An 11,988-nucleotide genomic window follows, 5' to 3' on the forward strand; every position below is an offset into this window, starting at 1 on the left:
CTAGGTATAGGTTTATACTAGTGATAGTAGGGGGAATAATATGAATATTGGTGAAGTTTCAGATTATTTAAAAATTACTAAAAAAGCAATTAATTTATATGAAGAGAAAGGTTTACTTAGACCCAATAAAAATAGCAATGGATATCGTCTTTATGGAGAGGAAGAAATTAAAACTCTAAAACAAATTAAAATTTTACGTTCTCTTGATTTCTCTTTGAGTGAGATAAAGGATATCATTATTAATAATGAATATTGTTTTTTGATAATAAGCTTAGTGAATTAAAAATTAGAGATTATGATTTACAAAAAAAGATTCAATATCTTGATCTAGTTAAAAATGATTTTATTCAAAATGAAATTATTGAGAATATAGAAGAATATCGAGAATTATTAATTCGTGAATCAAAAGAAGAAATCAAAGATAAAAATATATATGTTGATTTTGAAAAAATACTAATTGTTGTCTTTACATTTTTTACAACTATAAGCATATGTGGAAGAGGTAGGATATCTGGGGAAATAATAATTATTATTTATCTACTTATTTTAATTTGTAGTACGGCTTTATTGCATTATCCGCAATCGCGTAAATTTTTTTATCAATTGTATCAAAAGTTGCAAGAATATAAGAGGAAAGATAAATGATTTGGTTAATTATTATAAGTATCGTGTTGATTGCAGGAGTATTAGGTTTCTTAAAAATATTAGTTACGAAGAAATATTTGATCCATCAATATAATTTAGGAGTTGGTGTGCAGTATCGGGATTTTACTAAAGAGTATTATCATTATAATAAAGAACGAAGTATTGACGAAGAAACTTTTATAGATTTTGAAATGCCGCAAATTTTAAAGAAAATTAATTTTACTTATAGTGAGATAGGAAATGAGTACTTGTATAATTTATTTTTTAGAGAAAATAATAATTTAGATACTCAAGAAAGTATTATTGATAAATTGAATTGTCAAAAAAAATTAGCAGAGAGTATTTATCAGCTGAATAAACTTAATAAAGCATATGTACCGATCTTATCTATTAAAAGAAGCTTGCTAAATATTTCAGCTAAATCGTGTTTATTAGCAGGGCTGTTTTTGATACTTGATGTGGTTAGTATAATAGCAGCAATAATTGATATAGAGAATGTTTATTCTGTTGTTATAATGTTATTATTGAGCATTTTAATGAATACCCAATTATCTCAAAAAACAGGAAAAATTAGTCTTCAGATATCATTAATTAATGATATGCTTCAAATTACCAATAAATTATTAAAAATAAATATTTATCCTGATTCAAATCAGACTTTAGTAATGAACTCATTTATCCATTTGAAGAAAATGACAAAAACAACATATTATTTTAATAAAATAAAACAGTTTGATATTTTCAATATTTTGGAGTTAATGAAATCATTATTCTTTATTGATATATTTCAAGCAGTTAAACTTAGTAGGAAAGTAGATCAAGTACAAAATGATATCATGGTTCTTTATGAGAATATCGGTTTGTTGGATGTATGTATTATGATTAAGGTTATTCGTAGTCTTTATGATACTTGTATACCAATCATATTAAAAGATGAAAGAGTTGAGATAGTAGAGGGGTATCATTTATTGATAGAAAAACCGATTAAAAATACTGTTGTAATATCAAATGATACGATTGTTACTGGTAGCAATGCCTCTGGGAAATCTACGTTTTTGAAAATGTTAGGTGCCAATTTGTTGTTAGCAAAAACCTTAAATATTAGTTTTGCAAAGGAATTTAAATATTATCCGTTTGCTTTGATCTCATCAATTCATATGAAGGATGATATTATGAATGGAGATAGTTTTTATGTTAAAGAAATCAAACGTTTAAAGCAAATTACTGAATTTGCTAATAAGCAAAAATCATTAATCTTAATTGATGAGATTTTAAAGGGGACAAATGAAAAAGAGCGAATTATTATTGCGCTGGCATTAATGAAATATTTATTTAAATGCAATTCTATGACGATTATTACTACTCATGATATTGAATTAACAGAAGTCTTTGATCAAGTAGATAAATATTGTTTTAATGATATTAAAAAAGATAATAAAATCATTTTTGATTACCTTATTAAGAAGGGAGTTTGTACTGTTGGAAATGCAATCGCGATAGTTAAGACATTAGATTTTGATCAAGAAATTTTAAAGGAAATTAATGATAAAATAGAAGTTTTTTGAAGTGAACCTCGTTGCTTGGACACACATCACATTCTAAATAATAGAGGTTCATTTCATTTTAGGCTTCTATTTTGGGATACTTTTATATTCTAATGATATAAGCTGATTTGGATTTTTTGATAAACAGGATAATAATTTTGTTGCTCTAAATTCTAATTCAAGTGCGGGATGATGATAACTGGAAAAATTAGTGACTAATTTATATTCACAGCTTTTTTTTATTTTGTTTAAATAAGCCTGCCCAACATTATTCATCTTTAATACTCGAATATAGTCGATTTGCATTGCTTCAGCAATATCTTCTTTACTATTATTCATCAAGATATGAATTAACATGCGCTGAATTCGTGAGCGTGTATAACGTTTCGAAGTAAGGCTTGTTATTAATTCATCCATATGATTAGTGATAACTACTTTTTCTTTAAGTAAATTTTCAATTCCTTCGTCGACTAAATGCAAATGTTTTAATGTTGGCGCATCAGTAGTTAAAATTTTATAACGAAGGAAGGGATAAAAGTCATCAAAAAAGTAAAATTCTTGATAGTCTTCATAGTTACAAAACTGATTTGATATATCAATTTTATTTTTTAAAGCATGACGGATAGCACTTGCTGAACTAATTGATTCGATGTCCAAACTATGGAAATCATTTGTTCTTTTAATACAGTGTAATTCAATAGGATAATTATGATTAATTACTTCTTTAACATAGGCAAGCCCTAATAAGTCATTAGGGGTAGTAACAGTTTTATTCATTAAAATAGATAGTGCCTGATTACAGGCATCTGGATAACGCAAACCCTGATTCATCTGTTTTTTTACTAAGTTATCATAATTCTTTTGATTATTTTTAATCGTGAAGGCAATATCTTTGAAAATATTGATATTTCCACATTCGCTTCCAAAAACAATATCAGTGACTTTTAGCTTTGCTAATAATTCAATTGCTCCTTGGGCAAAATAATCAGCACTTTGAACACTATAAACAAATGGCAGCTCAATTACTAAGTCAATGCCATTTTTAATTGCAACTCCTGCTCTTGTCCACTTGTTACTAATTGCTGGCTCACCGCGTTGAACAAAATGTCCAGACATTATTACGATCGTAACATCTGGTTTAATTAGTTGTTTTGCTTTATTGATATGATATAAATGTCCTTGATGAAAAGGATTGTATTCGACAATTAGACCTAGTACTTTCATGAGTTCACCTTTATTTTACGACATGATAATTTTTTGATTACTTTGAAAATAGTTGAAATAATCAAGATTGCTAAAGCAAGACTAGCAGAAATCGCTAGTGTATTTAAAAAGCTATCTAAAAATAATTCACTGTTACCTTGCGTACAGTATAGCATTGTTTGATAGATTCCACGTCCAGGAACCAGGGGGAAACAGCCGATAATTAAAAAAATTGTGGCAGGAGCTTTATAGATTCGGGCGGATATCTCAGAAAATAAAGCAACAAATGCCATTGCTAAAAAATAACAGCTGATTTCACTTTTAAAATTTGAAGCAAGCAAATAGACTAACCAGCCTAATGCCCCGCCGATTGACCCGATTATAGCAAAGCGTGGATGCTGATGAATACGAAAAATAAAAGCAAACCCGAGACATGCAATGAAAGCACTAAAACATTCAATTATACTTTGCATATTACCCTCCTAAGACCATCATCATTGTTCCAACCCCAATTGCAATAAAAGTGGCTGTTAATAAAGCCTCTAACATTCGTGCCATTCCTGAAATATGATCACTACCCATAATATCTCTTAAACTATTGGTAATAGCAACCCCAGGAGTTAAAATCATTAAACAGCCAATGATAGTAGACTGTAAATTGGTTATTAAACCTAATTTTAAAGAAATTATTGCTATGGCAGTTAAAACCATGCTTGATAACAATGTACTGACAAGATTATTTATTTCTAATATTTCCATTAACCAAATAAAGAAATATAAGATAAATCCAATTCCTACAGCAATAATTGTTTCGTGGATTCCACCACCAAAAAAAGTTGTAAAAAACCCAGTTCCTAACCCATAACCTAGAAATACTAAGGGCATGTTGATTGGTGTGTTTTTTATTTTTTCAAGTTTACTTTTTAAATGAAAATAGTCGGGACATTCTTGACAAGTATAGCGGACTAGATTATTTAATTCATAGACCATATCTAAATTAACACGATTTTGTTGAGTCCGTTTTGATAAAGTATATGTATGATTATCATGCATTTCAATCGTTAGAGTAAAGTATGAAGGTAAAGCAAATACTTCAACATTTAAATAACCATAACTTTTACACATTCTCAATAATGATTCTTCAACCCGGTAAATTTCAGCCCCATGTTTTAATAAAAGCCGCCCAATTTCACCGATTAAATTAATTAATTTTTGCTCGTTCATAACCCACCTCGATAATCAAAAGTATACCATGAATAATTGTTTAATGATATATCATGATCGTTAATATTTGTAATAAATTATGATAAAATAGCTAAGAGGTAGGTGAGAAAGTGTTTAAAAAATATTATTATAACAATTCAGCTTTGATCATTTATATTATTGAAGAAAAAGTAAAATTTTATGCAATTGTCATAAATGGTTTTTATAAATATTTTAAAGAAATGTTTCAACGATTTGTAATTAAAGTTAAAAAGAAACAACAGAAAAATTTAGTTAAAAAAACAGCAAATAACCAAATAATAAGGCTGTTATTGATAAAGGGAGAATAATAATGTTACTTCAAGTCTCTGGACGAACTGATATATGTGCACTTTATCCTAAATGGTTTGTTAATCGATTAAAAGCGGGATACATATTAGTTCGAAATCCTTATAATGAGCATCAGGTCTCACACGTAGATGTTACTCCAGAAGTTGTTGATTGCATCTGCTTTTGTACTAAAGATCCCAAAGCAATAGTCCCCTATTTGACCCAAATAGACAGCATGGGATACAATTACTATTTTATGGTTACTATTACTGCCTATGATTTAGATATTGAACCGGGATTAAGACCAAAACTAGAAATAATGAAGACGTTTATTGAATTAAGTAAGATGCTTGGAAAAAAGCGGGTGATCTGGCGCTATGATCCAGTTCTGTTAAATCAACGTTATACAAAAGTATTTCATTATAAAATGTTTGAAAAAATGTGCCAATTGCTCTTTCCGTATACAGAAACCGTAATTATTAGTTTTCTTGATATTTACAAAAATATTATTGGTAAGTTTGATGAGTTAACTGATCATGATGTAATAGAATTGGCCCAGCGGTTTGGAAAAATTGCTCAAAAATATCAACTTCATATTCAAACTTGTAGTGAGAAATATCATTTAGAGGAATATGGAATTGCTAAAGGTAGTTGTTTAGATCGAGGATATATTGAAACGTTGATAGGATATCCCTTGGATATCAAGACAAATACTAATCGTGCCAATTGTAGTTGTTTAGCGAGTATTGATATTGGTGCATATAGCTGTTGTAATCATGGATGTTCTTATTGTTATGCATGTAATCATAATTTAGTTGCAAAAAATATGGCAATTCATGATGATGAAAGTCCGATGTTGTTAGGAACTTTATCATATGATGATAAAGTTAATAAAAGAATTGTTGCTTCGAATAAAGTTCGCCAAATTAAATTAGATATATAACTAGTAAAATAAAGACTAATTTAATTAGATGATATGATAACCTCCCAGTAGACAGTGTAAATAATTAAACATTGATACAGGAGGTTTTTATATTGGGAAGAAAAATAAATATTTAAAAGAACTAAAATTAAGTATTGTCAAAAGATATTTAGAGGGTGAAGGATCAACCATCTCCTTAGCCAAAGAAATAAATACATCAGGCAATATAGTGGGCAACTGGGTAAAAAATATAATGCATTTGGTGAAAGTGCATTTGATATTTCTAATACAAATGCATCTTATACAAAGAATTTAAAAAAATAGGTCGTATTAGATTATCTCAACGGTGGGGGATCATATGATGATTTGGCAATAAAATATTGTATTCCGTCATCTAGTCCTATAAAAAATTGGGTAAAATTGTATAATAGTCATATAGAACTAAAAGATTATATTCCTGGAGGAGAAGATATCTATATGGTGAAAAGCAGAAAAGTCAATAAGGAAGAACGTATTGAAATTATAAAGTACTGTCTTGAACATGATATGGATTATAAGATAACAGCTAAGCTGTTTGAAACAACTTACGCTAATGTTTTTAACTGGGTTAAGAAGTATAAGGAAAAAGGAGAAGATGGTTTAGGTGATAAGCGTGGCTGTCGTAAGGATGATGAAAAAGTTGATGAAGTTACATTATTAAAACGTCAGCTCAAGCAGAAGGAATACGAACTTGAAATGGTACAACTGGAACTTAAGCTTTCTTGATCTTTATGATAGAATAGTTGTCGGTTATGAAGTTGGTGATCACAATAATAACATACTTGTCTTTAACACATTTGATAAGGCGGTTAAAGATAATCCTAATGCACGTCCTTTATTCCACAGTGGTAGAGGTTTTTAATATACAAGTTCAGTGTTTATAAACATGCTTAAGGGACATGGTATGACACAAAGTATGTTAAGGGTTCACTGTTGCATAGATACTGGACCAACGGAAGGGTTTTGGGGAATCATGAAATGTGAGATGTATCATTACGGAAAATATTACAATACAAAAGATGAACTTGTCAAAGCTGTTGATGATTGGATTCATTATTACATGTATGAAAGAAATTAGAGAAGATTTGGAGTTAAGACACCATATGAAGTTAGAAATGAGGCATTCTCTTTACAAACACCAAATCAATATCCAGTACCTGAAAATAAAAGAATAATAAAATATAAAATAGAACACTATACAAGCAGCACAATATTAGCTGCATAAAGAAAAAATGAAGTTGTCGATGAGACAACTTCAATAATAATTTTAATTATTTCATCTGTCTACTTGACAGGGGCGGTTCAAGAGAATTAGTCCTTATTATTTAATCATTATATTTAACGACTTTACGATAACCAGTATTAAAGTCAACCTCGTTTTCTAAAGGTTCATTTTTGATTAGATGATTAATATTTCTAATTGTCAATTCGGTGAAATATTCTCGGACACTATCCCACTCAAATCCTCCAGAAACATGCGGTGTAATTAAAACATTATCAAAATCCCAAAGATCATCGTCTGTCTTAAAAGGCTCAGGATCAATTACGTCAAGCGCTGCACCATACAAATGACCAGCTTTAAGAACCTCTTTTAAATCCTGAGTATTTACAGCACTACCACGACCAACGTTAACAAACAATGCATCAGATTTCATCATTAATAGGCGTTTTTTGTTAAAAAGATTAATGGTTTCTGTAGATTGAGGTAAACATGAAATGATAAAGTCACCATGGGGTAAGATTTCTTCAAGTTTATCAATCGTATATAATTCATCAATATCCCTAGGTATTGGAGAAACATTCCTTTTTATACCGATCGTTTTGCACTCAAAAGCTTTTAAACGTTTAGCAAGTTCATAACCTAGATCTCCTAGTCCAACAATGATTACGGTACTATGATAAATTTCCTTTCCGCCACGGTAGCTTTTCCACGAATGTTCATGCATATTATTAATATAGTTTTTAAAATTTTTATTTAATGCTAGCATCATTCCGATAGTATGTTCAGCGATTGCTTTACCATAACTGCCGCTAGCATTGGCAAGACGTGTTGCCGCATGTAGAACACCTTCTTGAATATAATAGTCACTGCCAGCACTATTCAGTAGTATTGCTTTAAGATTGGGACGATTAAGTTCCACATGCTTCCCTGGATTACCGACTAAAATATCACAATTGTCAATCATTGTTTGGGTCACTTCTTTTTCCTTACTGTATGTAAATGAAAAATCCGGAAAACTTTTTTCTAGTTTGTTTATTTCATCTGTTTTTAATCTTGATAATACTAATATGTTCATCTAAATATCCTCCTATATAAATCTTATTATAGCACACTATCACATAAGACGTATGATGTATTTGCGAATTGTTTATTGAATGCTGATATAATTATTAAATTATAAACAATGCTGTTTAGTTATCAAAATTATGCTAAAATATTATCTAGATAATACTAATTAGCTAGGAAAGAGGGAAATGTATGTTATTGAAAGATCGGAGAAAATTAATCATTATTGGTGTTGTGGCAGTTGCATTAATTATAGGTGCAGTTTTTTTTATTTTTTCACGGGGTAAAAGTGCTGATGATTATGTAAAAGAATATTATGGTTATTTAGAAAATAAAGAATATGGAAAAATGTATAATATGTTAACAAAGGGCTCACTTGCTAAAACGAGTCAAAAAGTATTTGAGGCTAGATATAAAAATATTTATGAGGGGATTGAAGCTAAAAATATTGAAATTAAAATTGGCGAGGTTGAAGATGGGATTGTTAATTATACTTTAACGATGGATACTTTGGCAGGAAAAATAAGTTCTGAAAATAAAGTTGAAGTAAAAGATGGGGAGCTTGTTTATAATGAAGCGATGATCTTGGAAGGATTAAAAGAAGATTATAAGATAAAAATTAATACTGATAGTGCTAGTCGGGGAAAAATTTTGGATCGAAATGGTAAAGAACTTGCAACTAAAGGGGAGGCTTATTCTGTTGGTTTAGTCCAAGGCAAACTAAATGGAGAAGCTGATTATGAAGCAATTGGCAAAATAATTGGAATGAGTCGTGATGAAATAAAAAAAGTAATGAGTGCTTCATGGATCAAAGATGATTCGTTCGTACCGTTAAAAGAGATGGCAAAAGATGAAGAAGGAAAAGCTAAAGCTCAACAACTATTAACAATCAAAGGAGTTAAGCTAAATACTGTAAGTGTTCGTTATTATCCTTATGGAGAAGCTGCTTCACATGTTACAGGATATTTGCAGCAAGTAAATGCTGAGGATTTGAAGAAACATAAAAATGAAGGCTATAGTGAAACTTCTTTAATTGGACGAAGTGGAATTGAGGCTGCTTATGAAGCAGATTTAAAAGGAACTGATGGTAAAGAAATTATAATTATTGATAAAAATAATAAATTAGTAGAAACATTAGCTACTAAAAAAGTTGAAAATGGTAAAGATATAAAATTAACGATTGATGCTGATTTGCAACAATCTTTGTATAAAGAATATCAAAATGATAAGAGTGCTTCGGTAGCTATGAATCCAAAGACAGGTGAGATTTTAGCCTTAGTATCAACACCGTCGTTTTCAAGTAATGATTTTATTTTTGGTTTTAGTAGTGCTGAATGGCAAGCATTAAATGATGATGCTAATAAACCTTTAACAAATCGTTTTAGAGGGACATATATTCCTGGCTCTAGTATGAAGCCAATTACTGCAGCAATTGGTTTAGAAAGTAATAAGATAGATCCAGATGAAGATTTTGGAGCTAAGGATAAGTGGCAGAAAGATTCTAGTTGGGGTAATTATTATGTAACAACACTTCATGCTCCAAAGCCTAATAATTTGAATAATGCAATTATCTATTCTGATAATGTTTATTTTGCTCGAGCTGCTAGTGAAATAGGAAAGGAAAAGTTGATTGAGGGATATGAGAAATTAAAGATTGGATCAAAAATACCTTTTGAATTATCTTTAAATGCTTCTCAATATCAAAATAAAGATAGTAAATTTGATGATCAACAATTAGCTGACAGTGGCTACGGGCAAGGTCAATTATTATTAAACCCTGTACAGTTAGCATCAATATATGGAGCGTTTGTTAATGAGGGGACGATTGCTCAGCCTTATTTAGTTATTGATGAAAAACCTAATGATGCATGGATCAAAGATGTTTTTAGCAAAGATACAGTTAAGAGAATCAAAGAGGCTTTAGTAGGAGTGATCAGTGATAGTAATGGAACTGGGCATTCGATTTATCATCAAGATATCGAATTAGCCGGTAAGACTGGGACAGCAGAATTAAAATCTTCACAAAATGATACAAGTGGTAGTGAGATTGGCTGGTTTACAGTAATGACAACAAATAGTGATAATCCGGTTTTAATCACAACGATGGTTGAAGATGTAAAAAATCGTGGAGGAAGCGGTTATGTAGTAGACCATATGAAAGCACCGTTAGGTAGTTATTTATATCGTTAAAAAAAGTAAGCGTAAGCTTACTTTTTTATAATTTCAATAACTTGCTGGATATCTTTTTTACCAAAATACACATCTTGATCATTTATGATCATACAAGGAACTGACATAATTTGATATTGTTCTTTAAGTTCGGGGAAATGTGCCAAATCAAATACATGGGCATCAACATTATTATTTTCAATTGCAATTCTTTGGCTTGCCATTACTACATCTGGGCACATAGTACAAGAAAGGGAGACAACTACCTTAATGTTGGTTGGTTTGTTAATTTGTTTAATTTCATTGATGATTTGCGTATCAAGCGGTTGTTTAGGACCAACTGCATTATAGATTGCAATTACAAAGGAATTAAATTCATGACCACCAGGAACAGCATGATAACTAATATTTAAATAATTATTATTTTCATCATAGAAACGCATTGCTGGTGAAGAGTTTGATTCTTCGAACTGATAGGAAAGTTTGTCACTGAGAGTAGTAAATTCTTCAATAAATGATTTGATTTCACCAGCAAGTTTACTATGATCGAGGGAGCATTTAATTATTAATTGTTTTTCTAATTTAGCAAAAATTGGAGCCAACTGTTGTTTTAGTTTGGGGGTAATAAAACTATCATCATTTTCACTTGTTTCTTTGCTTGTTTGTACTGCTTCTTTAATCTTTATTTTCTTGGGGGAAAGTTTTAAAGCAGTAACAATATTAGGGATATACTTTTCTAATGAGGTCGCAGCAGTAGCGCCATCACTGACTGCAGTGACAACCTGACGTAATTCTTTGACACAAACGTCACCAGCTCCATAAACACCATCAAGATTAGTTTTTTGATTTTGATCGACAATTAAGTTTCCATAGTTATTTAATTCAACTTGATTTTTGAATATTTCAGTTGCTGGCTCATAACCTGCAAATACAAAGATTCCAAATGTGTTATTTGCTTCGGCATGATATGACCAAGTTTCACCAGTTGCGTTGTTTTTAAACGTTGCTTGTTCTAACTGGTGATTACCTTTAGCCTCAATTATTTCCGTGTTATAATGAACTTCGATATTTGGATGATTTTTAGCTTTATCGCTAACTTGTTTAGCACAAGTGAAATCTTCCTCACGGACAATGATTGTAACTTTACGAGCATATTTGGTTAAAAACACGGCTTCTTCTGCAGCAGCAAAGCCACCGCCAATGACAAAAATATCTTTACCGGTAAAGAACTCACCATCACAAGTAGCACAATAGGCTACACCATGACCTTGAAATTCTTTTTCGCCTGGAAAACCTAGTTTACGTGGATGAGAACCTGTTGCTAAAACAATCCCAATACTTGAAAATTCACCTTTATCAGTGATGATTTTTTTTACTGGTTCTTTCAAATTGATCCCTTTAACCGTTGCAAGTAGGAATTCTGCACCAAAATTTTGTGCCTGTTGTCGCATTGCTTCTGTTAGCTCTTGACCGCTAGTTTGTAAAATTCCAGGATAATTAACAACTTCAGAAGTAATTGTTATTTGACCACCGATTTTTTCTTTTTCAATTACAAGAACTGAAAATTTAGCTCTAGCTAGATATATCGCAGCGGACAGTCCAGCAGGACCACCGCCAACGATAATAGCATCATAAAGATTAGACAT

The 11,988-nt window shown here is 30.6% G+C and carries 14 protein-coding genes; 9 read left to right on the plus strand and 5 right to left on the minus strand.

The features are described 5' to 3' along the window. The first annotated feature begins 40 nt into the window (after positions 1-40). From EYR00_RS15795 to EYR00_RS05015, 3 genes are read left to right on the plus strand one after another with little or no spacing between them, the layout of a single operon-like run. Positions 41-283, plus strand: coding sequence for a MerR family transcriptional regulator (locus EYR00_RS15795; protein WP_259394513.1), 243 nt, complete (start codon positions 41-43; stop codon positions 281-283). Next, entirely contained in the window at positions 253-645 is a 393-nt protein-coding gene (locus EYR00_RS15800) for a hypothetical protein (RefSeq protein ID WP_259394514.1), read from the plus strand. The genes EYR00_RS15795 and EYR00_RS15800 overlap by 31 nt, the downstream gene beginning before the upstream one ends. After that, the gene (locus EYR00_RS05015; RefSeq protein WP_003534486.1) at positions 642-2,210 is read left to right on the plus strand and encodes a MutS-related protein; all 1,569 of its coding nucleotides are present in this window, start codon (positions 642-644) and stop codon (positions 2,208-2,210) included. Before EYR00_RS15800 ends, EYR00_RS05015 begins: the two co-directional genes overlap by 4 nt. A gap of 66 nt (positions 2,211-2,276) precedes the next feature. Here the strand turns inward: EYR00_RS05015 and EYR00_RS05020 are convergent, their stop codons facing one another. From EYR00_RS05020 to EYR00_RS05030, 3 genes are read right to left on the minus strand one after another with little or no spacing between them, the layout of a single operon-like run. Beyond that, the gene (locus EYR00_RS05020) at positions 2,277-3,413 is read right to left on the minus strand and encodes a nucleotidyltransferase (RefSeq protein ID WP_003534485.1); all 1,137 of its coding nucleotides are present in this window, start codon (positions 3,411-3,413) and stop codon (positions 2,277-2,279) included. Continuing rightward, positions 3,410-3,865 carry a threonine/serine exporter family protein gene (locus EYR00_RS05025; protein WP_003534484.1) on the minus strand — a complete coding sequence of 152 codons (456 nt, stop codon included), beginning with the start codon at positions 3,863-3,865 and terminating at the stop codon, positions 3,410-3,412. The genes EYR00_RS05020 and EYR00_RS05025 overlap by 4 nt, the downstream gene beginning before the upstream one ends. 1 nt (position 3,866) lies before the next feature. Further along, complete coding sequence (locus tag EYR00_RS05030) at positions 3,867-4,616, minus strand: threonine/serine exporter family protein (protein ID WP_003534483.1); 750 nt, start codon at positions 4,614-4,616, stop codon at positions 3,867-3,869. A 110-nt stretch (positions 4,617-4,726) separates the two neighbouring features. Here EYR00_RS05030 and EYR00_RS05035 point away from each other — a divergent pair, with 110 nt between their 5' ends. The 5 genes from EYR00_RS05035 (at position 4,727) to EYR00_RS05050 (ending at position 6,964) form a co-directional block, all read left to right on the plus strand. Beyond that, positions 4,727-4,945: a hypothetical protein gene (locus EYR00_RS05035; protein WP_003534482.1), complete on the plus strand. Its 219-nt coding sequence runs from the start codon at positions 4,727-4,729 to the stop codon at positions 4,943-4,945. Positions 4,946-4,947: 2 nt separating this feature from the next. Further along, on the plus strand, positions 4,948-5,868 hold the full coding sequence (locus EYR00_RS05040) for a DUF1848 domain-containing protein (RefSeq protein ID WP_003534481.1): 921 nt from the start codon (positions 4,948-4,950) through the stop codon (positions 5,866-5,868). Between the two features lie 91 nt (positions 5,869-5,959). Continuing rightward, positions 5,960-6,163 carry a transposase gene (locus EYR00_RS16045; protein ID WP_418902987.1) on the plus strand — a complete coding sequence of 68 codons (204 nt, stop codon included), beginning with the start codon at positions 5,960-5,962 and terminating at the stop codon, positions 6,161-6,163. Positions 6,164-6,324: 161 nt separating this feature from the next. After that, positions 6,325-6,612, plus strand: a complete 288-nt coding sequence (locus EYR00_RS05045) for a helix-turn-helix domain-containing protein (RefSeq protein WP_117792036.1) — start codon at positions 6,325-6,327, stop codon at positions 6,610-6,612. Positions 6,613-6,790: 178 nt separating this feature from the next. Next, a complete protein-coding gene (locus EYR00_RS05050) occupies positions 6,791-6,964 on the plus strand; it encodes an IS3 family transposase (protein WP_008792760.1) in 174 nt (57 codons plus the stop codon). A gap of 247 nt (positions 6,965-7,211) precedes the next feature. On the opposite strand, the gene EYR00_RS05055 is transcribed toward EYR00_RS05050, so the two are convergent. Further along, positions 7,212-8,183, minus strand: coding sequence for a D-2-hydroxyacid dehydrogenase (locus EYR00_RS05055; RefSeq protein ID WP_003534477.1), 972 nt, complete (start codon positions 8,181-8,183; stop codon positions 7,212-7,214). 182 nt (positions 8,184-8,365) lie between these two features. Between EYR00_RS05055 and EYR00_RS05060 the strand changes: the two genes are divergently transcribed. Beyond that, positions 8,366-10,363 (plus strand): penicillin-binding transpeptidase domain-containing protein, encoded by a 1,998-nt coding sequence (locus EYR00_RS05060; RefSeq protein WP_003534476.1) that lies wholly within the window; start codon positions 8,366-8,368, stop codon positions 10,361-10,363. A gap of 17 nt (positions 10,364-10,380) precedes the next feature. Here the strand turns inward: EYR00_RS05060 and EYR00_RS05065 are convergent, their stop codons facing one another. After that, on the minus strand, positions 10,381-11,988 hold the full coding sequence (locus EYR00_RS05065; protein ID WP_003534475.1) for an FAD-dependent oxidoreductase: 1,608 nt from the start codon (positions 11,986-11,988) through the stop codon (positions 10,381-10,383).

Source organism: Thomasclavelia ramosa DSM 1402 (genome assembly GCF_014131695.1).
In the GTDB taxonomy this organism is placed as follows: domain Bacteria; phylum Bacillota_I; class Bacilli_A; order Erysipelotrichales; family Coprobacillaceae; genus Thomasclavelia; species Thomasclavelia ramosa.

Excerpts from the sequence above, each read along its gene's own strand:
- EYR00_RS05015 (WP_003534486.1), top strand. The coding sequence starts at position 642 with ATGATTTGGTTAATTATTATAAGTATCGTGTTGATTGCAGGAGTATTA.
- EYR00_RS05045 (WP_117792036.1), top strand. The coding sequence starts at position 6,325 with ATGGTGAAAAGCAGAAAAGTCAATAAGGAAGAACGTATTGAAATTATA.
- EYR00_RS15795 (WP_259394513.1), top strand. The coding sequence starts at position 41 with ATGAATATTGGTGAAGTTTCAGATTATTTAAAAATTACTAAAAAAGCA.
- EYR00_RS05025 (WP_003534484.1), bottom strand. The coding sequence starts at position 3,865 with ATGCAAAGTATAATTGAATGTTTTAGTGCTTTCATTGCATGTCTCGGG.
- EYR00_RS05040 (WP_003534481.1), top strand. The coding sequence starts at position 4,948 with ATGTTACTTCAAGTCTCTGGACGAACTGATATATGTGCACTTTATCCT.
- EYR00_RS05065 (WP_003534475.1), bottom strand. The coding sequence starts at position 11,988 with ATGTCTAATCTTTATGATGCTATTATCGTTGGCGGTGGTCCTGCTGGA.
- EYR00_RS05020 (WP_003534485.1), bottom strand. The coding sequence starts at position 3,413 with ATGAAAGTACTAGGTCTAATTGTCGAATACAATCCTTTTCATCAAGGA.
- EYR00_RS05055 (WP_003534477.1), bottom strand. The coding sequence starts at position 8,183 with ATGAACATATTAGTATTATCAAGATTAAAAACAGATGAAATAAACAAA.
- EYR00_RS05060 (WP_003534476.1), top strand. The coding sequence starts at position 8,366 with ATGTTATTGAAAGATCGGAGAAAATTAATCATTATTGGTGTTGTGGCA.
- EYR00_RS05050 (WP_008792760.1), top strand. The coding sequence starts at position 6,791 with ATGACACAAAGTATGTTAAGGGTTCACTGTTGCATAGATACTGGACCA.
- EYR00_RS05030 (WP_003534483.1), bottom strand. The coding sequence starts at position 4,616 with ATGAACGAGCAAAAATTAATTAATTTAATCGGTGAAATTGGGCGGCTT.